General features: G+C 72.0%; 17 protein-coding genes. 3 read left to right on the top strand and 14 right to left on the bottom strand.

The features are described 5' to 3' along the window. Positions 1–156: 156 nt before the first annotated feature. The 4 genes from OG858_RS07950 to OG858_RS07965 are packed head-to-tail and all read right to left on the bottom strand — an operon-like array spanning position 157 to position 4,120. Positions 157–1,230, bottom strand: a complete 1,074-nt coding sequence (locus OG858_RS07950; protein WP_086750502.1) for an ABC transporter ATP-binding protein — start codon at positions 1,228–1,230, stop codon at positions 157–159. Positions 1,231–1,233: 3 nt separating this feature from the next. After that, a complete protein-coding gene (locus OG858_RS07955; protein WP_086750501.1) occupies positions 1,234–2,082 on the bottom strand; it encodes an ABC transporter permease in 849 nt (282 codons plus the stop codon). Further along, the gene (locus OG858_RS07960; protein WP_086750500.1) at positions 2,070–2,972 is read right to left on the bottom strand and encodes an ABC transporter permease; all 903 of its coding nucleotides are present in this window, start codon (positions 2,970–2,972) and stop codon (positions 2,070–2,072) included. Before OG858_RS07960 ends, OG858_RS07955 begins: the two co-directional genes overlap by 13 nt. Continuing rightward, positions 2,969–4,120, bottom strand: a complete 1,152-nt coding sequence (locus OG858_RS07965; RefSeq protein ID WP_086750499.1) for an ABC transporter substrate-binding protein — start codon at positions 4,118–4,120, stop codon at positions 2,969–2,971. The genes OG858_RS07960 and OG858_RS07965 overlap by 4 nt, the downstream gene beginning before the upstream one ends. Positions 4,121–4,348: 228 nt before the next feature. Here OG858_RS07965 and OG858_RS07970 point away from each other — a divergent pair, with 228 nt between their 5' ends. After that, positions 4,349–5,092, top strand: coding sequence for a GntR family transcriptional regulator (locus tag OG858_RS07970; RefSeq protein WP_086750498.1), 744 nt, complete (start codon positions 4,349–4,351; stop codon positions 5,090–5,092). 13 nt (positions 5,093–5,105) lie between these two features. On the opposite strand, the gene OG858_RS07975 is transcribed toward OG858_RS07970, so the two are convergent. The 6 genes from OG858_RS07975 to rpe all read right to left on the bottom strand — a co-directional run bounded on the left by OG858_RS07975 (position 5,106) and on the right by rpe (position 11,575). Next, positions 5,106–5,558, bottom strand: coding sequence for an Lrp/AsnC family transcriptional regulator (locus tag OG858_RS07975; RefSeq protein WP_086750497.1), 453 nt, complete (start codon positions 5,556–5,558; stop codon positions 5,106–5,108). 10 nt (positions 5,559–5,568) lie between these two features. After that, positions 5,569–7,080, bottom strand: a complete 1,512-nt coding sequence (locus OG858_RS07980; protein ID WP_327749170.1) for an amino acid permease — start codon at positions 7,078–7,080, stop codon at positions 5,569–5,571. A gap of 344 nt (positions 7,081–7,424) precedes the next feature. Then, positions 7,425–8,867: a GuaB1 family IMP dehydrogenase-related protein gene (locus OG858_RS07985; RefSeq protein WP_037702236.1), complete on the bottom strand. Its 1,443-nt coding sequence runs from the start codon at positions 8,865–8,867 to the stop codon at positions 7,425–7,427. 131 nt (positions 8,868–8,998) lie between these two features. Beyond that, complete coding sequence (locus OG858_RS07990) at positions 8,999–9,637, bottom strand: hypothetical protein (RefSeq protein WP_328545028.1); 639 nt, start codon at positions 9,635–9,637, stop codon at positions 8,999–9,001. Positions 9,638–9,707: 70 nt separating this feature from the next. Further along, positions 9,708–10,751 (bottom strand): sugar-binding transcriptional regulator, encoded by a 1,044-nt coding sequence (locus tag OG858_RS07995; RefSeq protein ID WP_037701381.1) that lies wholly within the window; start codon positions 10,749–10,751, stop codon positions 9,708–9,710. A 137-nt stretch (positions 10,752–10,888) separates the two neighbouring features. Then, the gene (gene rpe, locus OG858_RS08000; protein WP_046705599.1) at positions 10,889–11,575 is read right to left on the bottom strand and encodes a ribulose-phosphate 3-epimerase; all 687 of its coding nucleotides are present in this window, start codon (positions 11,573–11,575) and stop codon (positions 10,889–10,891) included. 161 nt (positions 11,576–11,736) lie between these two features. Between rpe and OG858_RS08005 the strand changes: the two genes are divergently transcribed. Beyond that, positions 11,737–13,884, top strand: coding sequence for an MMPL family transporter (locus OG858_RS08005; RefSeq protein ID WP_086750493.1), 2,148 nt, complete (start codon positions 11,737–11,739; stop codon positions 13,882–13,884). 11 nt (positions 13,885–13,895) lie between these two features. On the opposite strand, the gene OG858_RS08010 is transcribed toward OG858_RS08005, so the two are convergent. Both OG858_RS08010 and fmt read right to left on the bottom strand, forming a co-directional pair. Then, a complete protein-coding gene (locus OG858_RS08010) occupies positions 13,896–15,326 on the bottom strand; it encodes an RsmB/NOP family class I SAM-dependent RNA methyltransferase (RefSeq protein WP_319067372.1) in 1,431 nt (476 codons plus the stop codon). A 158-nt stretch (positions 15,327–15,484) separates the two neighbouring features. After that, positions 15,485–16,417 carry a methionyl-tRNA formyltransferase gene (fmt, locus tag OG858_RS08015; RefSeq protein ID WP_086750491.1) on the bottom strand — a complete coding sequence of 311 codons (933 nt, stop codon included), beginning with the start codon at positions 16,415–16,417 and terminating at the stop codon, positions 15,485–15,487. Between the two features lie 358 nt (positions 16,418–16,775). Here fmt and OG858_RS08020 point away from each other — a divergent pair, with 358 nt between their 5' ends. Next, a complete protein-coding gene (locus tag OG858_RS08020) occupies positions 16,776–17,333 on the top strand; it encodes a hypothetical protein (RefSeq protein ID WP_037701392.1) in 558 nt (185 codons plus the stop codon). A gap of 85 nt (positions 17,334–17,418) precedes the next feature. Here OG858_RS08020 and OG858_RS08025 read toward each other — a convergent pair whose 3' ends face one another. After that, the gene (locus OG858_RS08025; RefSeq protein ID WP_319067370.1) at positions 17,419–19,614 is read right to left on the bottom strand and encodes a primosomal protein N'; all 2,196 of its coding nucleotides are present in this window, start codon (positions 19,612–19,614) and stop codon (positions 17,419–17,421) included. A 173-nt stretch (positions 19,615–19,787) separates the two neighbouring features. Then, on the bottom strand, positions 19,788–20,996 hold the full coding sequence (metK, locus tag OG858_RS08030) for a methionine adenosyltransferase (RefSeq protein ID WP_037701396.1): 1,209 nt from the start codon (positions 20,994–20,996) through the stop codon (positions 19,788–19,790). Positions 20,997–21,191 lie beyond the last annotated feature (195 nt).

Below are 21,191 nucleotides of genomic sequence, written 5' to 3' on the forward strand. Positions count from 1 at the left end.
CCCCTCCGGCGTGTCCCGCCGCGACCCGCACTGCTTCCAGCTTGGCGCCCGCTTGGTTGTCGCCAAGCGCCGCAGCCAGACCACCACTTGTGTGCGGGTCGTCACGGAGAGCCGGTGGTTCGGGGCAGTACCCGGCAGGAGCCGGGCAAGGGTCGTTCAGCGGGTGGCGCGCGCGGCGACCAGTACCGGCCGTTCGGGGAGGCTCACGGTCACGGCCGCCCCGGCGCCGAGGGCCGCCGCCTCGTGCGTGGGCAGGTCGGCCTTGACCTCGGTGCCGTCGGCGAGCCGTACGGTGAGGCGGGTGGCGGCGCCGAGGAACGCGGTGGCCACCACCCGGGCGTCGCCGGTGTCGTCCGCCCGTACCCCGACCGCCTCCGGCCGTACGAGTACATCCACCTCGGCGGTGGTGGGCGCCGCGCCGTCCACGGGCAGCCGTCGGCCCAGCACCTCGACCGTCGTGCCGTCCAGCCGGCCCGGGATCCGGCTCATCGTTCCGACGAACTCGGCGACGAAGGCGGTGGCCGGACGGCCGTACAACTCGACCGGGGCCGCGCACTGTTCGAGCCGCCCGGCGTGCATCACGGCGACCCGGTCGGCCATGGACAGCGCCTCCTCCTGGTCGTGCGTCACGAACAGCGTGGTGATGCCCAGCTCCTGCTGGAGCCGACGGATCTCCTCGCGGAGGGTCAGCCGCACCTTGGCGTCGAGGGCGGAGAGCGGTTCGTCGAGGAGCAGCACCCGGGGCCGCAGGGCGAGCGCCCGGGCGAGGGCGACGCGCTGCTGCTGGCCGCCGGACAGCTGGTGGGGGTACTGGGCGCCCTTGTCGGCGAGGCCCACGAGGTCGAGCAACTCGGCGGCGCGGGAGCGCCGTTCGGCCGTGCGCACCTTGCGCATGCGCAGCCCGAAGGCCACGTTGTCGAGGGCGCTGAGGTGCGGGAAGAGGCTGTACGACTGGAAGACCATGCCGGCGTCGCGCCGGTGGGCCGGGACGCGGGTGACGTCCTCCCCGTCGACCAGCACCTCGCCGGAGTCGGGGTGTTCGAAGCCGGCGAGCATCCTCAGCGCGGTGGTCTTGCCGCAGCCGGACGGGCCGAGCAGCGCGAGGAGTTCACCGGGCCGGACGGTCAGGTCGAGTCCGTCCAGGGCGACGGTGGCCCCGAACTCCCGGCGCAGGCCCCGGAACTCGACGGTGGCGGCGGTGTCGGTCGCAGTTTTCTCAAGCACGGTCATGGTTCATCCCCGGGAGGCGGAAGCGGTTGGGGTACGTCCGCCGAAGGAGGCGAGCGCGAGGAGCATGGCCCAGGTGACGAGCAGGCTGAGCACCGAGACGGCGACGGAGAGCTGGGCCTGCGAGCCGCTGACGTTGACGATCCACACGGCGAACGGCCTGAAGCCCAGCAGCTGGGCGACGGTGAACTCGCCGAGCACGAGCGCCAGGGTGAGGAAGGCGGAGTTGAGCAGCGCCCCGCGCAGATTGGGCAGCACGGCCCGCACCAGCGCCTGCGGCCAGCTCGCCCCGCAGCTGCGCGCGGCCTCGACGAGAGTGGGTACGTCCATGGCGCGCAGCCCCGCGTCCAGCGCCCGGTACACGAAGGGCAGCGCCATCACGACGTAGGCGAGGACCAGCACCACGGGGAAGTCGGGGTTCTGGATCGCGACGAAGGTCTGGAACAGCGGGGTCCGGGAGAGGTGTTCGGGCCCCCACTTGAGCACGGTCCCGAGCCCGGCGACGAACGCGATCGGCGGCACCACCAGCGGCAGGGAGCACACCACCTCCACGACGGGCCGCAGCCTGGGCGCGCCGAGCCGCAACGCGACCATGGCGGGCACCATCAGCAGCAGTACGACGGCGATCGTCACGGCGGCCAGCTCCAGCGAGAGCAGCAGGCTGGTCACGAAGCCCTCGGTGCCGAGGATCTGCCCGTACGCCTCGAAGGTGATCCCCTCGCCCGGCACGTCGACCGTGAAGATCACGGAGGCGGCGAGCGGGACGAGGAAGTACAGCCCGGCGCAGGCGAGGACGAGCGGGCGCCACAGGGCGGGGCGCCGCGATGCCGGGCGCCCGGGGTTCAGGCCAGCCATCGCGCGCTCCGTCGTTGCAGGGGCAGGTACACGGCCATGACCAGCCCGGCGATCAGGACCATGTCGAGGCTGAGGGCGAGCGCCACGTTCTCCTGGCCGACCAGGACGTTGCCGGAGATGGCGTCGGCGATCTGCAGGGTGACCAGCGGGATCGAGCTGCCCACCATGGCCGCGGCGGTGGCGTACGCGGCGAAGGCGCTGCCGAAGAGCAGCACGAGCCCGCCGAGCAGCGAGGGCGCGAGCACGGGCAGGGCGACGTGCAGCCAGTACTGGAAACCGGTGGCGCCGTTGTTCTGCGCGGCCTCCCGCCACTGGACGCGCAGTCCGTCGAGGGCGGGGGTGATGGTGAGGACCATGAGCGGGATCAGGAAGTACAGGTAGACGATGACCAGTCCCCAGAAGCTGTAGAGGTCCCAGCCCTTGTCCGTCAGACCCAGTTGCCGGGTCAGCACGCCGGCGTTGCCGAGGGTGGCGACGAAGGCGAAGGCGAGCGGGACACCGCCGAAGTTGGCGAGCACCCCGGAGGCGGTGAGCACGGCCTCGCGCAGCGCCGGGAAGCGGGAGGTCACCACGGCCTGGGCGAGGGGCAGCCCCAGTACGGCCGCGAGCCCGGCCGAGACGGCGGACAGCTTCACGCTGCCGAGCATGGCCGTGAGGTAGGCCCCCTGCACGGAGGCCGTCATGTTCGCCGTGGTGTACGAAGTGGCGCCCGTGGTCTGGTCCTTGACCGTGAACGCGCCGTTCAGCATGGCGAGGGCGGGCAGCCCGAAGGCGACCGCGACGAAGGCCAGCAGCGGGAGCACGGCGAGCCATCCGCCGGGGCGGGGCCGCCGCTTCGGGGAAGCGGCGGCCACCAGTGCCGGGTCGGCCTCGGTGACGACGGCGGTCACCCGGAGACCGCCTTGGCCCAGCCCTGTCCGAGCACGTCCTTGGCCTTGGTCTGCTGGTCCTCGGTCGGGAACTCGGGCGTGCCGGACACCTCGGGCAGCTTGGCCGCGGCGGTCTTGTCCAGCGTGCCCGCCTTCTCCATGGCGGTCATCAGGGCCGGGCGGGCGTATCCGGCGAGCCACAGGTTCTGGCCCTCGGCGCTGTAGAGGTACTCCTGCCAGAGCCGGGCGGCGGCCGGGTGGGGTGCGTCCTTGTTGATGGCCTGGGAGTAGTACTGGGAGAACTTGCCGTCCTCGGGGACGACGACCTTCCAGTCGACGCCCTTGGACTTGAACTCGTCGGCGTACCCGGCGTTCAGGTAGTCCCAGTCGATACTGATGGGCGTCTCGCCCTTCTCGACGGTGGCCGGCGTCGACTCGACGGGCGTGTAGTTGCCGTTCTTCTTCAGCTTGGCGAAGAAGTCGAGTCCGGGCTGGATGTCGTCGAACGAGCCGCCGCTCGCCAGCGAGGCCGCCCACACCCCGCCGAAGGCGGAACCGGACTTGGTGGGGTTGCCGTTGAGCGCGACCTGCCCCTTGTACCGCGGCTTCAGCAGGTCGGCGAAGGTCTCCGGGCATTCCTTCACGCGCTTGGCGTCGCACCCGATGGATATGTAGCCGCCGTAGTCGTTGTACCACTGGCCCTTCGGGTCCTTCTGGCCCTCGGGGATGTCGGCGAACGCGGCCACCTCGTACGGGGCGAGCAGCCCCTGCTGGGCGGCGCTCAGAGCGAAGGAGCTGCCCAGGTCGAGCACGTCGGGCGCCCGGTCCTGTCCCTTGCGCGAGGTGACGGCGTTGATCTCGTCCTGGCTGGCCCCGTCCGGGTTCTCGACCTCGATCTTGATGCCGTACTTCTTCTCGAACCCGTCGATCAGCGCGCCGTAGTTGGCCCAGTCACGGGGCAGGGCGATCGCGTTGAGCGTGCCCTCCTTCTTGGCCGCCTTGATCAGCGCGTCCAGGCCGCCGAAGTCCTTCGCCGAGGTCGCGGTGGCCGCGTTCCTGCCGTCGGTGGTGGTCGTGGTCTCGGGGGCCGCGCCACAGGCGCTGAGGGTGAGTACTGCGGCGGCGAGGGCGCCACCGATGACGGCGGTTCTCGGCGGGAAGAGGGTCACGGGCTCTCCAGGGGTACGCGCAGGGACGATCTGGGTGGAGCACTTGTCTGAACAAGTTGGCCTCATTAGGTCCGCGCTTCATATCACGCACGTAAACTCCGGCGAAATACTCGTGCACGTTTTCCCGCACAAACACTGGCCGATCAACCGGTTCGGCAGTTCCTTCGCCACCTCATTAGGCTGGCCGCACTGTGCACAGCGGGCGACCGGGACGAGCGGAGGGGGATCATGGCGGCGCGACACGAGGAGATCGCCGAGGCACTGCGGCGGGCGATCGACCGTGAGGACTACACGGTGGGGAGTCTGCTGCCCCCCGAGACCGAACTCGCGGCCCGCTACGGCGTCTCGCGCGGCACCGTCCGTCAGGCGGTGGCGACCCTGACCGCCGAGGGCCTCATCGGCTCACGCCAGGGTGCCCGCCGGGTGGTCCTGGCCGGCCGCCGCAGCCAGAGCTTCGCCGAGTTGCGCAGCTTCGCCCAGTGGGCGCGCGCGATGGGCCGTGAGGCGACGGGCCGGGTGATCGCCCAGGAGTACCGGACCGCCGGCGCGGAGGACCGCGTACGCCTCCAGCTCACCCCGGGCGCCCGCGTCCTGCACGTGCTGCGCCTGCGCGGTCTCGACGGCCTGCCCGTCCTGCTGGAGCGCACGGTCTACGCCGACTGGATCTCCCCGGCCGTCGAGCACATCGAGGCGGACTGTCCCTCGGTCACCCAGCGCCTGCTCGACGACACGGGCCTGGTCTTCGCCTACGGCGAGCACATCATCGACGCCGTGGCCGCCGGCGCCCAGGACGCCGAGTTCCTGGCCGTGCGCCGTACGAGCCCCCTCCTGCGTGTCCGGCGCGTCACCACCACCCGCGAGGGCCGCCCGGTGGAGTGGTCCGACGACCGCTACCGTCCGGACGCGGTGAGCTTCAGCGTGCACAACTCGATAGGGAACAACGCGCTGGCGAGGACGACCGCGGCTCCCTGAGGGGCACGCACTGTCAGGCGGGCGCCCCGGAGGAGAACCGCCGCAGCAGGGGCGACAGCACCAGCACGGACTTGGTCCGCTCGACGAACGGCTCCCCGGCGATCCGCTCCAGCACCCGCTCGAAGTGCCGCATGTCCGAGGCGAAGACCTGCACGAGGGCATCGGCCTCCCCGGTGACGGTCGACGCCGCGACCACCTCCTGATACCGCTCCAGCCCCCGCTGGATCGTCTCCGGCGAGGTGTTCCGCCGGCAGTAGATCTCGACGAACCCCTCGGTCTCCCACCCGAGGGCGGCGGGGTCCACCCGAACCGTGAAACCGGTGATCGCCCCGGTCGCCCGCAGCCGGTCCACCCGCCGCTTGACCGCGGGCGCGGACAGGCCGACGAGTTGGCCGATGTCGGAGTAGGAACGGCGGGCGTCCTCGGCGAGGGCGTGCACGATGCGTTCGTCGAGATCGTTCAGCACTGCGGGTGGATCACTTCTCTGGAGTCGACGGAGCCGATGAGGACGAGGGAGTCGAAGGGGTCGAGGGGATCGCGAGACGCGAGCGGCGATAGCCGTAGCTGAAGTAGAACACGAGCCCGACGGCCATCCAGACCCCGAAGACGACCCAGGTGACGGTGTCGAGGCTGCCCATCATCCAGACGCAGAACCCGAATCCGAGCGCGGGCAGCACCGGCGACAGCGGCACCCGGAACGACCGCGGCATGTCCGGCCGGGTCCGACGCAGCACCACGACGGCCACGTTGACCAGCGCGAACGCGAACAACGTACCGATGCTCGTCGCATCCGCGAGCTGCCCCAGCGGAATGGCGGCGGCGAGCACACCGCAGAACAGCGAGACGATCACGGTGTTGACGCGCGGCGTGCCGGTCCTCGGGTGCACACGCGAGAACACCTTGGGCACGAGCCCGTCCCGGGACATGGCGAACAGGATGCGGGTCTGCCCGTACAGCACGGTCAGCACCACACTCGCGATGGCGATGACGGCCCCGGCCGCCAGCAGCGTTCCCCAGAACGCGTCCCCGGTGACGTCCTTCATGATCCCGGCGAGCGCGGCCTCGGACTCGCCGAACCGCTCCCAGGGCCGCGCCCCGATCGCGACGGCGGCGACCAGTACGTACAGCGCGGTCACGATGACCAGGGAGAGCATGATCGCGCGAGGCAGATCGCGCTGCGCGTTCTTCGCCTCCTCGCCGGCGGTCGAGGCCGCGTCGAACCCGATGTACGAGAAGAAGAGCGTCGCTCCGGCCGCACTGACACCCGCCATGCCGAGCGGCATGAAGTTCTCGTAGTTGCCGGACCGGAAGCCCTGCACACCGATGAGGCAGAAGAGCAGCAGGGCGGCGATCTTGACCACGACCATGATCGTGTTGGCTCGGGCGGACTCCCGGGCCCCGCCCAGCAGGAACGCCATCGCGAGCAGTACGACGATCAGCGCGGGCAGGTTGAAGACGCCCCCGTCTCCGGGCGGAGCGGACAGAGCGGCCGGAATGGTCACGCCGATCGTCCCGTCCAGCAGCTCGTTGAGGTACTCGCCCCAGCCGACCGCGACGGCCGCCACCGACACCCCGTACTCCAGCACCAGACACCAGCCGCAGACCCAGGCGACGAGCTCGCCCATCGTTGCGTACGTGTAGGAGTACGAGGAGCCGGAGACCGGGATGGTGCCGGCCAGCTCCGCGTACGACAGGGCGGAGAACAGCGCGGTGAGACCGGCGATCACGAAGGAGAGCGTGACGGCGGGCCCGGCCTTGGGGACGGCCTCGCCGAGCACGACGAAGATGCCGGTGCCGAGCGTGGCACCGATGCTGATCATCGTCAGCTGCCACAGTCCGAGGGAGCGCCGCAGCGACCCTCCCTCCCCCTGGCCGCCCTCGGCGACCAGGCGTTCCACGGGCTTGCGGCGCATCAGCCGCGCCCCGACGCCTCCGGACGGCGGGGCGGGCCGATTCTCATGCTGCGGGGGTGCGCCTTGGTCGAGCACGCGTGGCTCCTTCATCGCTGCCGGTCAGGGCGGGTGGGGACCGACAGCACCGAACAGCAGGGGGCCACCGAGCAGGAGGTCCCCGCCACGCCACGTACAGCGCATGACCCTATGAGCCAGACCTTCACGAGCGTAATGCGGCAACCTTGCGCACTCACGCAAGATCGTTGCGTGCATCGAACGACGGCGCAGCTTCGTTGCACGGCCCTTTAAAACCCTTGCGTGACACCGGCGGAGTCAGGGGCGCGGGGCCGCATTCGACGTGCGGCTCCGCCGCATGGGCGCGACAAGCCACAACGAACCCGCAGCCGCCGCATCACCGCTCCCCGAGCTCTCAGGCGCCCCTAGCTCCAACTGGCGTGCAACGGCTTGCCCTCCGCATACCCCGCCGCACTCTGGACCCCCACCACGGCCCGCTCCGCGAACTCCTCCAGGGACCCGGCCCCCGCATACGTGCACGAGGACCGCACCCCCGCGATGACCGAGTCGATCAGGTCCTCGACCCCCGGCCGGGCCGGGTCCAGGAACATCCGCGACGTCGAGATGCCCTCCTCGAACAACGCCTTGCGCGCCCGGTCGTAGGCCGACTCCTCGCTCGTACGGTTGCGCACGGCCCGAGCCGACGCCATCCCGAACGACTCCTTGTACAGCCGCCCGCTCGCGTCCTGCTGAAGGTCGCCCGGCGACTCGTACGTCCCCGCGAACCACGACCCGACCATCACGTTCGACGCGCCCGCCGCCAGCGCCATGGCGACATCGCGGGGGTGGCGCACCCCACCGTCGGCCCACACGTGCTTGCCGTACTTCTTCGCCTCGGCCGCGCACTCGAGAACCGCGGAGAACTGGGGCCGCCCGACGCCGGTCATCATGCGCGTCGTACACATCGCACCGGGTCCGACACCGACCTTGACGATGTCCGCGCCCGCCTCGATCAGATCCCGCACTCCCTCGGCGGCGACGATGTTGCCGGCCACGATCGGCACCCGGGGGTCGAGGTCGCGCACCAGCTTGATCGCGTTGATCATCGACTCCTGGTGGCCGTGCGCCGTGTCGATGACGAGCGTGTCGACGCCCGCGTCGAGCAACTCCTTGGCCTTGCCCACGAAGTCGCCGTTGACCCCGACGGCGGCGGCGACGCGGAGCCTGCCGTTCGCGTCGACGGCGGGGGTGTACAGCGTGGCCCGCAGCGCGCCCTTGCGGGTGAGGATGCCGGCGAGGCGGCCGTCCTTGTCGACGGCGGGCGCGTACCGGCGGTTGGCCGCGTCGAGCCGGTTGAAGGCCTCACGCGGGTCGATGTCGGCGTCCAGGAGCAGCAGGTCCCGGGACATGACGACTTCGAGCTGGGTGAAGCGGTCGACGCCGGTCAGGTCCGCGTCGGTGACGACACCGACGGGGCGGAGCGCCTCGTCGACGACGACGCCCGCGTTGTGCGCCCGCTTCGGCAGCAGGGCCAGCGCGTCGGCGACCGTCTGGTGCGGGTTCAGCACGATGGGGGTGTCGAGGACGAGGTGGCGGCTCTTGACCCAGGAGATGACGTCGGTGACGACCTCGTTCGGGATGTCCTGAGGGACGACCACCAGGCCACCGCGGCGCGCGACCGTCTCGGCCATGCGGCGGCCCGCGATGGCGGTCATGTTGGCGACGACCAGCGGGATGGTGGTGCCCGTGCCGTCCGGGGAGGTCAGGTCCACGCCCTGGCGCGATCCGACGGCGCTGCGGCTCGGGACCATGAAGACGTCGTCGTACGTCAGGTCGTACGCGGGCTGGATGTCATTGAGGAAACGCACGTGCCGCACATCCCGGTCGATCAGAGGTGACCCCCTGACAGGACCGCCAGAGGGAAGAGCACGTACTTCATTGTCCCATGTCGGCGGGTACGAGTGGCCCCGACGGATCGTCCAGAGGGGCGGTGGGTGGCCTAGGAGGATCCTCCGAGAGCCAGCAGGATCCGCAGGTCGGTGCCGCTGCGGTGCCGGCGCGGTGCGGTGCGGTGCGGTGCCGGCGCGGTGCGGTGCGGTGCCGGCGCGGTGCGGTGCGGTGCCGGCGCGGTGCCGTGCCGACGCGGCGCGGTGCGGTGCCGTGCCGACGCGGCGCGGTGCGGTGCCGTGCCGACGCGGCGCGGTGCCGTGCGGTGCGTTGCGGTGCCGTGCGGTGCGTTGCGGTGGTCGGCGGCGTCGGCGGACACCTCCCGCGCGATGTTCCAGCCGTTCGGATCGGCTCCGGCGTACTCCTGCCGTCCGGTGACCTCGACCAGGCGTCCCCGGGGGCGGCGCCCGCGGCAGGTCGGTGAGGCGGTCGGCGAGGGCGTCCCGATCGCGGCCGGGTGCACCTCGGGCCGAAGTCGGGCGGGTCGAAAGCGCAGGCGCAGCGGATTGGTGCAGGCGGGCCTGGCCGCGACACCGCCCGGCTTCGGCCCGAGGTGCACCCGGCCGCCGGCGCGCAGCACCTCGGCGAGCGTGCCGTCGCTGTCCGTCCCGCACGACTCGTACTCGTACTCGTCATCGGCCCGCCGGGCTGGGACCGCGCCCCGAAGGGGCGCGGGGAACTGCGCGATCACCCCCCACGCACCCGCAGCCACCCACACACCCCACCCGGTAGACGCACCCCACCGGCCACCGAGCGGAGCGCTACGGCCCGTCCGGGTCCGCCCGGTTGAGCGCCGGCCGCGGCGTCTGACCGGCCGTCAGCAGGTAGTCCGCCGCGGAGGTGTCGGTGACGAGGCTGGTCACCAGCCCCGACCGCAGCACGGCGTCGATCGCGGCCGCCTTGCGCTGCCCGCCCGCGATCGCCACGACCTCGGGGATACGGCGGAGCTGGTCGGCCTTGACCGTGATGCACCGCTCGCCGAGGTCGCGCCCGACGCGGCGGCCCTCGGCGTCGAAGAGGTGCGCGGACATCTCGGCGGCGACACCGAGGGAGGCGTAGTGGCCGCGCTCCTCGTCGCTGAGCATGTCGTGCACCGTGGAGATGCCCGCCTCCCACGAGCCGATGGAGACACAGGCGACCGTGACCTTGTCGAAGTACTCGAAGGCCCGCGCGATCCCGGTCTGGTGGCGCAGCGCGATCGCGGTCGCCGCGTCCGGCAGCAGCATCGGCGCGTAGATGGGGTGGGCGTCGCCGCCCGACACCTGCGCGGCCCGCCGGACCGCCTCGACCGAGCCGCGCTCGGCGGTCCCCGCGTCGTACACCCCCGTCAGCTGCACCACCGTGCAGGGCGGCAGCCGGTCGAGGGCGGCCGCCATGTGGATGGTGGAACGGCCCCAGGCGAGGCCCAGGATGTCGCCCTCGTTGACCAGCTCGCCGAGCAGGTCCGCGGCGACCTCGCCGAGGTTCTCCGGGTCGGTCGTCTCCTCGGCCTCCGCCGGGGACTCGACGACCACGGCGTGCCGCAGGCCGTAGCGGGCGCGCAGCGCGTCGGAGCGCTCCGCGTCCAGTTCCGCGGGGACGCGGATCTCGATACGTACGAGATCCCGTTCGAGGGCGGTCTCCAGGACCCGGGCCACCTTGAAGCGGCTCACGCCGAACTCCTCGGCGATCTGGATCTTGGACTTGCCCTCGAGGTAGAAACGGCGGGCCATGGCCGCCGCCTGAACCAGCTCAGCGGGTCCCATCCGCATGGCTGACCGGCCCGCCGACATACCCGACACGGTCATCTCCTCACTGCTCTTCACACATGGATACGCCGTTCATCCTTGCAGATCCGGCGTTTTCGATCAGCCCGAAGGAACGTCGTTCACGTTCCCTTGGCCCTCTGGACGTACGACGTGCCGCGCTCACCTCGGTGTTCGCACAGCCGTACCCCCGTGACTCAGTGGCCGCAGGCCCACCCGGCGGTTGCCGTCGTGGCCTCCGCCTGGGCCCGCAGCGCGCGCACCGCCTCGGCCGGGTCGTCCGCCCCGTACACCGCGGAACCGGCGACGAAGACGTCGGCACCCGCCTCGGCGCAGCGCTCGATGGTGGACGCGGCGACACCGCCGTCGACCTGCAGCCACAGGTCGAGGCCGTGCTTGCTGATCAACTCGCGGGTCCGCCGGATCTTGGGGAGCATGATGTCGAGAAAGGCCTGGCCTCCGAAGCCCGGTTCGACCGTCATGATCAGCACCATGTCGAGTTCGGGCAGCAGGTCCTCGAAAGGCTCGATCGGCGTCGCGGGCCTCAGCGCCATGGAGGCTCTGGCTCCCTTGGCCCGGATCTCGCGGGCGAGCCGCACCGGTGCGGCGGCCGCCTCGGCATGGAAGGTGACGGAACCGGCACCCGCTTCCACGTACTGGGGCGCCCAGCGATCGGGGGCCTCGATCATCAGATGGCAGTCCAGCGGCGTCCGAGTCGCACGGGCCAGGGACTCCACGACCGGCACACCGAGCGTGAGGTTCGGGACGAAATGGTTGTCCATCACGTCTACATGGAGCCAGTCGGCGCCTTCGACCGCCTTCGCCTCGTCGGCGAGACGGGCGAAGTCGGCGGACAGGATGCTTGGGTTGATCTGCGCGGCCATGGGCCAAGACTGCCATGTCCGCCGGGGGTTGCGGGCATCGGTTCGGGGTGGAGACGGTGGTACGTCCGCTGTGGGCCGTTCGTGGTGGACCGCGCCCACGCGACGGAGTCGCACATGTCGCTGTCCCGCGCCCCTGAGGGGGCGCGGTCCTGGAGGTCGGTATGACAGGAAACCGGGGCATCGGTCACCTCGTCTGCGGGCGGCGTGCCAAGTGGATCGTGCTGGGGCTGTGGCTGGTGGTGCTCTTCGTGGTCGCGCCGTTCGCGACGAAGCTCACCGACGCCCAGGACAACGACGCCTCCTCATGGCTGCCGGGCTCGGCCGAGTCGACCCAGGTCCTGGAGATCTCCGAGGGCTTCCGGCCCGAGCAGATCCCCGCGGTCGTCGTCTACGCCCGTGAGAGCGGCCTCACCGCCGAGGACCGGTCGATGATCGAGGAGGACGTGCGGGAGCTCAAGCGGCTCACCGACCACGGGATCATCGGATCCCAGACCCGTGGCCCCGTCTACGACCGTGCGGTCGACCCGAGGGCCGCCCAGGTCTATGTGCCGATCACCATGGACGAGAAGGGCTGGGAGCGGATCGCGCCGGCGGTCGACTCGATCCGGGACGACGTGGGAGAGGGAGGTGGCGGGCTCGCGGTGCACATCACGGGTCCGGGCGGTACGTCCGCCGACTTCTCCGAGGCCTTCGAGGGCATCGACTCCACGCTGCTGATGTCGGCGATGGCCGTCGTCATCGTGATGCTCCTGCTCACCTACCGCAGTCCGACACTCATCCTGGTCCCCCTGATCGGGGTCATCGCCGCCCTGTTCACGGCCCAGGCCCTGATCTACCTGCTGGCTGAACACACCGGGTTGACCGTGAACGGCCAAAGCGCGGGCATCCTCACCGTCCTCGTCTTCGGCGCGGGCACCGACTACGCCCTGCTGCTCGTGGCCCGCTATCGGGAGGAGCTGCGCCGCCACGAGGACCGCCACGAGGCCATGGCCCTCGCCCTGCACCGGGCGGGCCCGGCGGTGCTGGCGTCCGGCGCGACGGTCGTCCTGAGCATGCTGGTGCTGCTGGCCGCCGAGATGAACTCGACGAGCGGTCTGGGCCCGGTGGCGGCCATCGGCGTCGCGGTCGCCCTCGTCGCGATGATGACGCTGTTCCCCGCCCTGCTGGTGATCTTCGGCCGCTGGATCTTCTGGCCGGTGATCCCGCACCTCGGCAGCGCCGACCCGACCGAGCACGGCGTGTGGGCCCGCATGGGCCGCCGTTTCTCCCGTCGGCCCCGCACGGTCTGGGTCGCCACGGCGGCCGCCCTGGCCGTGTGCTCGCTGGGTCTGCTCCAGCTGCGCGCGGAGGGCATCAGCAACGCGGACGCCTTCACCGGCGAACCGGACTCGATCGTGGGCCAGGAGATCTCCGCGACCTACTTCCCGGCGGGCAGCGGCGACCCCCTCGTGATCATCAGCAACCAGGAGCAGGCCAGGGAGGTGGGCCGCGTGGTCGCCGACACGGAAGGCGTCGTGCCGGACTCGCTCGGCCTGCCCCCCGGCACGAAGCCCGCCCACGAGGGCCAGGTCCTCTTCGAGGCCACCATGTCCGACCCCGCCGACAGCGAGGCCGCGAAGCAGACCGTGGAACGGGTCCGCGACGCCGTCCACGAGGTGCCGGACGCCGACGCCCAGGTGGGCGGCGGCACGGCGGCCCTGCTGGACATGGACGAGGCGACGACCCACGACAACATCCTGATCATCCCGTTGGTGCTGCTCGTGGTCCTGCTGATCCTCTGTGCCCTGCTCCGCGCCCTGATCGCCCCGCTCCTGCTGATCGGGACGGTGATCCTGTCCTTCGCCGCAGCGCTGGGCATCAGCGCGCTCGCCTTCAGACACCTCTTCGACTACGCGGGCGAGTCGACCGACTTCCCCCTGTTCGTCTTCGTGTTCCTGGTCGCCCTGGGCATCGACTACAACATCTTCCTGACCACCCGCATCCGCGAGGAGGCCGCCCGCCAGGGCACCCGTAAGGCCGTGGTGACGGGCCTCGCGACAACGGGCGCGGTGATCACCTCGGCCGGCCTGGTCCTCGCGGGCACCTTCGCCGCCCTCGGCACGCTCCCCATGGTCGCCTTCGCCGAGATCGGCTTCGCGGTGGCCCTGGGTGTCCTCCTGGACACCTTCATCGTGCGGTCCGTGCTGGTCACGGCACTGTTCCTGGACGTCGGACCGAAGGTGTGGTGGCCCCACCGGCTGGCCCACGAGGACGGCGGCGCGCCGCCGCCGAAGGAACCGGCGGGCAGCGCGGCGGGTCCGGGCAGCTGACGGGTGAGGGGTTACGCGACCCGGCGGATCAGGGCCAGATACATGGCATCCGTCCCGTGCAGATGCGGCCAGAGCTGGATGTCGGGCCCCTCGCCCAGCGCGGGTACGCCCGCCAGCAGCGGCCGGGCGTCGATGAGGTCGGCCGCGCCGTCGTAGTGCTTGAGCACGTCGTCGACGACCGCGCGGGTCTCGGCGAGATGGGGCGAGCAGGTCGCGTATCCGACGACCCCGCCGATCCGTACGGACTCCAGCGCGGTCCGCAGCAGCGCGCGCTGGAGCGGGGCGAACCCCTCAAGGTCCTCGGGCCGCCGCCGCCAACGGGCCTCGGGCCGCCGCCGCAGGGCCCCGAGCCCCGTACAGGGCACGTCCATCAGTACCCGGTCGAACGAGCCGGGCCGCCAGGGCGGACGGGTCCCGTCGGCGGCGATCACCTGATACGGGCCTGGATTGCCGTGCAACGCCTTCGCGACGAGCCCCGCCCGGTGCGGCTGCTTCTCGGAGGCCAACAGCACCGCCCCGCGCTCGGCGGCGAGCGCGGCGAGCAGCGCGGCCTTGCCGCCGGGCCCGGCACACCCGTCGAGCCACGCCTTGTCGGGCCCCTCCACCGGGGCGCCTGCGAGAGCGAGCGCCACGAGCTGGCTGCCCTCGTCCTGCACACCCGCACGGCCTTCCCGTACGGCGTCCACGGCACCCGGCTCCCCGCCTTCGGAGAGCCGCACTGCGTACGGCGACCAGCGCCCCGCCACCGCGGCCTCCTCGCGGAGCAGTTCCTCGGTGGTGGCCCGACCGGGCCGGGCGACGAGGGTGACCTCGGGCCGCTCGTTGTCGGCCTCCAGCAGGTCCTCGATCCCGGCGCGCCCGCCGCCGAGGGAGTCCCAGAGCGCGGAGACGACCCAGCGGGGATGCGAGTGCACGACGGCGAGGTGATCCTCCGGATCGTCGTCGTAGGGCGGTGCGACCCGCTCCAGCCACCCGTCCAGGTCGTGCTGCGCGATCTTGCGCAGCACGGCGTTCACGAACTTGGCCCGCCCGTCCCCGAGGACGACCCGCGCGAGGTCGACGGAGGCGGACACGGCGGCATGGGTGGGAATCCGCGTCCCCAGCAGTTGGTGCGCGCCCAGGCTCAGCACATCGAGCACCGGCGGATCGACCTCGCGCAACGGCCGGTCCACACATTCCGCGATGACCGCGTCGTAGGTCCCCTGCCGGCGCAGCGTCCCGTACACCAGCTCGGTCGCGAGGGCCGCGTCCCGCGCGTCGAACTTGTCGGGTCCCTCCTTCTCCCGCGCCCTGCGCAGCAGCGGCGGCAGAACCAGGTTCGCGTACGCGTCCCTTTCGTCCACGGCCCTGAGCGCCTCGAAGGCGAGCATGCGGACGGGGTCCTTGTGGGGACGGCGGTACGGCTTGCCCGGCTTACGCGGACGACGGGACTGCTCACTCACGAAAAAGGTGCTCCGGATACGGGTCGAGATGCCACCCCCAGGGTACGCCGCGGGGACGAACCGCCTGGCGTCGGCCGCGTGGGCCTGCGGGCACGGTGGCGATGGGCTCTGCCGGGCGTCGGTCCCCGGCCGGTCCGAGACGGTCGCTCTGCGACGATTCAGTCGCCGACGGACTCTCCGGACTCGATCCGCACCCCGCGCGCCCAGTCCGCGGCCCGCATCGGCTTCTTGCCCTGCGCCTGCACCCAGAGCAGTTCCACGGCGTACGACCCGGTGCCGACGTACACGTTGTTCTTGCCGACGCCGAGGGCGCCCGGAGCGAGATCGGTCCGCTCGGACACCGGCACGACCTGGATGAGCTTCAGCCGCTCGCCCCGGAACGTCGTCCAGGCACCCGGCGCGGGCGTGCAGCCACGCACCACCCGGTCGACGCGCAGCGCGGGCGTGGCCCAGTCGACCTGTGCGTCCTCCACGGTGATCTTCGGCGCCAGGGTGATCCCGTCGGCGGGCTGGGGCACGGCCTTCAGGGTCCCGTCCTCGATCCCGTCCATCGTGGCGGCGAGCAGCCCGGACCCCGCGAAGGCGAGCCGGGTCAGCAGATCACCGCTCGTGTCCGTCGGCCGGATCACCTCGGTGAGCGTCCCGTAGACGGGCCCGGAGTCGAGCCCCTCCTCGATGAGGAAGGTGGACGCCCCGGTGATCTCGTCCCCCGCCATGATGGAGTGCTGCACGGGGGCGGCGCCCCGCCAGGCGGGCAGCAGGGAGAAGTGCAGGTTGACCCACCCCTGGGCGGGCACATCGAGGGCGACCCGAGGCAGCAGGGCCCCGTACGCGACGACAGGACAGCAGTCGGGGTCGATCTCCCGGAGCCGGGCGAGGAACGCCTCGTCCCGGGGCCGGTGCGGCTTCAGCACCTCGATGCCCGCCTCCTCCGCACGCCGCGCCACAGGGCTCGCGACCAGCCGCCGCCCCCGCCCCGCAGGCGCGTCCGGCCGCGTCACGACCGCGGCCACCTCATGCCTCCCCGACGCGATCAACGCGTCCAGCGCGGGGACAGCGACCTCTGGGGTACCAGCGAAGACAAGCTTCATGGATGACTGACGGCCTCTCGCACGGAAGTTCGTACGCCCCGCACGCGACGACGCGGGACAACGCCCCAGTCTATGTTCCGCGCCCAACCACCGACCGACCGCAGCCGCCGAGGGCGATCGGCCCCTTGGCAGATCCGTTTCTGTCAGCCGACCCGCACGGACGGTGCGCGCGCGGCAGACCCGGCAAAGCCCGGCGACAGCAGGGGCGCACCCCCACCCACGCGCCCCACGCATATGCCCCCACGCCCCCACCCCGTTACCAGCGGAGCGAATTCGCGTTGGTCAAGAAAGAGTTGACCACTACGGGCCGCAATCGCGGCACTTTCCCTTTTTCAACGCCGGTTCGAGAGGCTTGTTCATGGCCGACCACGCAACCCACGACGCCCAGGCTCGGGCCAGCCTGCACTTGCTGGTGCGGGACATCGAGCGGGTCCGCCGGCAGGTGGACGCACTGCGCACCCTCACCGCCCAGTTGGGCAACGTCTACCGCCCGCGCCGCTCCGGCCCCTCCACGGGCTTCGTCGTCTACGGACGCGCCCCCGCCCCGACCGTCCGCCTCGCCCAGGAGCTGCGGGACAGTGTAGAGACCCTGGTCACGGCCGCCGTGGACTTCGACCGCTCACTCGGTTTCTCGTGGGACGCGGTGGGCTCGGCCCTCGGGGTCACCAAGCAGGCCGTACACCGCCGTTACGGCGCCCGCCGTGCGGCCGCCCAGGCAGCGGCGGAGGCGGAGCGTACGGGAGATCCCCAGGGCAGCCGCCCCGTCAATGTCGGCTCCGGCATCCCCACGGTCCCCGCTGCCCGCTCGATGCCGGCCCCGATGCCCGCGCACATGCCGACCCAGCCGACAGCCGGCAGCCCGACCCTCCGAGAAGACGTCAGACCCACGGCCTTCCCCGGCCCGCGCAACGGCTGACCCGACCCCCTGCACTGCCTCCCGGTGTCCCACCGGGAGGCAGTCGCACGCCCGGCCACCCTCCGGCTCGGGTCCCGTGAGCCACTCACCCGATGTCCGGCGGATCCACCCGGATCCGCACCCGCTCGCTCTCACTCACCCCACGCGCCATCCGCGCCGCCTGCGCACTCTTCAACGCGGCGGCCAGCGCCGCCCCGCTCCCCGGCGGCACCCGGACCAGCGCCCGCTCCCACGGCTCCCCCGCCGACGGCGCCCCTGCCCGCCGCGCCCTTTGCGCATCCGTACCCGCGACGGATCCGGTGCCGACCCCGGAGGCCGGCACCGCCATGGGCACGGGCCCCAACACCTGCGCGTCCGAAGGCAGTTCGACCGCACGCAGGAAGTCGACCACGGCCTGGGCGGCCCCGGACACGGCGGCCATCCGTGACACCGGCGGAAACCCCAGCTCGGCCCGCTCGGACAGTTCCCGCACCGCGTGCCCCACCGGGTCCCATCGCACGAGCGCCTGCACGGGCCGCAGGGTCGGCTCGGCGACCACGACGACCGTGCCGCCCACCCCCTGGTTCCGTACCAGCGCCGCGGCGCCGATCCACCGCCGCAGCGCCTCCTCCCCGGCCCGCAGATCGGGCCGCCCGAGCATGGCCCACCCGTCGAGCAGCAGGGCGGCCGCGTACCCGCCCTCGGCGACCGGCTCGGCCCCCGGCGTACTCACGACCAGCGCGGGCGTCCCCGGCACGGTGTCCAGCACATGTTCCCGCCCGGAGGTCCGCACGGGCACGGCGGGAAAGGCCCGCCCCAGTTCCTCCGCGGTCCGCCGCGCCCCCACGACCTGCGCCCGGAGCCGGTAGCCCCCGCACTCGGGGCAGTGCCAGCCGGCCTCCTCCCGCCCGCACCACCCGCACAGCAGTGCCCCGGCGCCGTCCCGCGCCTCCAACGGCCCCGCACAGTGCCGGCATCGCGCGGGCTCCCGGCACCGCGCGCAGGCCATCCGCGGTACGTACCCCCGCCGAGGCACCTGCACGAGCACGGGTCCGTCCCTGAGGCCGTCCCGCGCGACCTGCCAGGCGAGGCTGGGCAGCCGTGCCGCCCGAGCCGCCTCGTCCCGCGCGAGCTCCCCGTCCCCCACGGTCCGCACCAGCGGCGCGGCGGCCCGTACCTGCTCCCGCCCGGCCACGATCGGCGCGGCCCACCCGCTCTCGACGAGCTGGGCGGCCTCGACCGTGCAACTCCAACTCCCCAGCAGGAAAGCGCACTTGTCCCGAGAGGCCCGCAGCTCCAGCACCTCTCGCACATGCGGGAAGGGAGCGTTGTCGTCGCTGTGACTGGCGTCGCCGTCGTCCCAGACGACGACCAGCCCCAAATCCCGCACCGGCGCGAACATGGCCGCCCGCGTCCCGACCACGGCCCGTACGGCCCCCCGCCGCACGGCCAGCCACTCCCGGTACCGCCGCTCCTGCCCGGCGTCGGCGGTCAGCAGCGCGTGGCGACCCTCCCCCAGCAGCTCCCCGAGCGCCTCGTCGACCCGGGCGGCCGGCCGCCCGGCCGGTACGACGACGAGCGCCCCCCGCCCGGAGGCAAGCGTCGCCTGCACGGCCCGCGCGATCTCCTCGGCCCAATCCGGTCCCGGCAGCGCGGTCCACACTGCCCTGGGCGCACCCCCATCGGCCAGCGCACGCAGGAAGTCCGCACCTCGCCCGTACCGCGACCACGATCCGGGCTCGGGCGCGACCGGAGGCTGCGCCCGCCCCTCCATCTCCACGGCCTCCGCCCGAGCATGCCGAGGGGGAACGGCCAGCTGCAGCACGTCCGCGAGACTCCCCGCGTACCGGTCCGCCACGGCCCGCGCCAGCCCCAACAGCTCGGGGCCGAGCACCGGCTCCGGCGAGACGACCTGCGCGAGCGCGGCCAGGGGTCCGGAGTAGTCCGATTCAGCGACCCGCTCGACGAGGAACCCGTCGATCAGCGCGCCCCCTTCGCGCCGCCCTTCCCTGACATTGCGCCCCCCGGCCCCGAACCGGACCCGGACCCGGACCCCGGGCTGAGCGACGGCGTCCAGCTCCTCCGGCACCGCATAGTCGAAGTACCGGTCGAGATGCAGCACGCCCTTGTCGACGAGCACCCGGGCGACCGGCAGCTCCTTCGCCAGCGCAGCCCCCCGCCAGGTCCGCGGCTTGGCCCGCGGCACCTTGGCCTTCCGTACCGCCTCCCGTACGAGCGCGAGCTGCTCCGGCACCGCGTCCCCCGCCGCGCCGCCGCCCCTCGTCCCGTCCTCGCTGCTCACGCTTGCATTCTTCCAAACGCCACTGACAACCGACGCCGCCCGCGATCACTGAACCGAGAGCCCGGAACAGAAGGCACAGAGCTGAGGGCACAGAGCTGGGAGCACAGAACGACGAGGCCCGGCGTCCCCAAGGGGACGCCGGGCCTCGTCGGAGAACCGAGGAGCCGCGGGCCTTACAGCCCCGCGGCCTTGCGCAGCGCCTCGACCCGGTCCGTGCGCTCCCAGGTGAAGTCGGGGAGCTCACGGCCGAAGTGACCGTACGCGGCGGTCTGACCGTAGATGGGGCGGAGGAGGTCGAGGTCGCGGATGATGGCGGCCGGGCGGAGGTCGAAGACCTCGTCGATGGCCTTCTCGATCCGGTCGGTGTCGACCTTGGCCGTGCCGAAGGTCTCGACGAAGAGACCGACGGGCTCGGCCTTGCCGATGGCGTACGCCACCTGGACCTCGCAGCGGGAGGCGAGGCCCGCCGCGACGACGTTCTTGGCGACCCAGCGCATCGCGTACGCGGCGGAGCGGTCGACCTTGGACGGGTCCTTGCCGGAGAAGGCACCGCCGCCATGGCGGGCCATACCGCCGTAGGTGTCGATGATGATCTTGCGGCCGGTGAGGCCGGCGTCGCCCATCGGGCCGCCGATCTCGAAGCGGCCGGTCGGGTTGACCAGCAGGCGGTAGCCCTCGGTGTCCAGCTTGATCCCGTCGTCCAGGAGAGCCTTCAGCTCCGGCTCCACCACGAACTCGCGGATGTCGGGGGCGAGGAGGGACTCCAGGTCGATGTCGCTCGCGTGCTGCGAGGAGACGACGACCGTGTCCAGGCGGACCGCCTTGTCACCGTCGTACTCGATGGTGACCTGGGTCTTTCCGTCGGGACGCAGGTAGGGGATCGTGCCGTTCTTGCGGACGTCCGACAGGCGCTTCGACAGACGGTGCGCCAGGAAGATCGGCAGCGGCATCAGCGTCGGCGTCTCGTCGGAGGCGTACCCGAACATCAGGCCCTGGTCGCCCGCGCCCTGGCGGTCCAGCTCGTCCTCGTCACCCTCGACCCGGGACTCGTACGCGGTGTCGACACCCTGCGCGATGTCCGGGGACTGCGCGCCGATCGACACCGACACACCGCAGGAGGCTCCGTCGAAGCCCTTCTTCGACGAGTCGTAGCCGATGTCCAGGATGGTGTCGCGCACCAGCTGGGCGATCGGCGCGTACGCCTTGGTCGTGACCTCGCCGGCCACGTGCACCAGGCCGGTCGTGATGAGCGTCTCCACTGCGACACGGGACGTGGGGTCCTCGCGCAGGAGCGCATCGAGAATGGCATCGCTGATCTGGTCAGCGATCTTGTCGGGGTGACCCTCGGTCACAGACTCCGAGGTGAACAGACGACGGGACACAACGCTCCCTGGGGTTGCAGCGGCTGCTGGCTGATCATTGGCGGACGTGCTCGGGGGCTGCGCCCGGCGTCGTCCGAGAACAGTTTATCGGTCGGGCTCGGCCGCGGGCCCACCTGTCTCGCCTCTCGGGAGCTCTGTGACCTGCGGCACGTGCATTCTGCCCAAAGGCTGTCGCTGTCCGCCAGGGTCGCCACA

The organism is Streptomyces europaeiscabiei (assembly GCF_036346855.1).
Taxonomy (GTDB): Bacteria; Actinomycetota; Actinomycetes; order Streptomycetales; family Streptomycetaceae; genus Streptomyces; species Streptomyces europaeiscabiei.

Excerpts from the sequence above, each read along its gene's own strand:
- OG858_RS07950 (WP_086750502.1), bottom strand. The coding sequence starts at position 1,230 with ATGACCGTGCTTGAGAAAACTGCGACCGACACCGCCGCCACCGTCGAG.
- OG858_RS07955 (WP_086750501.1), bottom strand. The coding sequence starts at position 2,082 with ATGGCTGGCCTGAACCCCGGGCGCCCGGCATCGCGGCGCCCCGCCCTG.
- OG858_RS07970 (WP_086750498.1), top strand. The coding sequence starts at position 4,349 with ATGGCGGCGCGACACGAGGAGATCGCCGAGGCACTGCGGCGGGCGATC.
- rpe (WP_046705599.1), bottom strand. The coding sequence starts at position 11,575 with ATGGCCGCGCAGATCAACCCAAGCATCCTGTCCGCCGACTTCGCCCGT.
- OG858_RS08005 (WP_086750493.1), top strand. The coding sequence starts at position 11,737 with ATGACAGGAAACCGGGGCATCGGTCACCTCGTCTGCGGGCGGCGTGCC.
- fmt (WP_086750491.1), bottom strand. The coding sequence starts at position 16,417 with ATGAAGCTTGTCTTCGCTGGTACCCCAGAGGTCGCTGTCCCCGCGCTG.
- OG858_RS08020 (WP_037701392.1), top strand. The coding sequence starts at position 16,776 with ATGGCCGACCACGCAACCCACGACGCCCAGGCTCGGGCCAGCCTGCAC.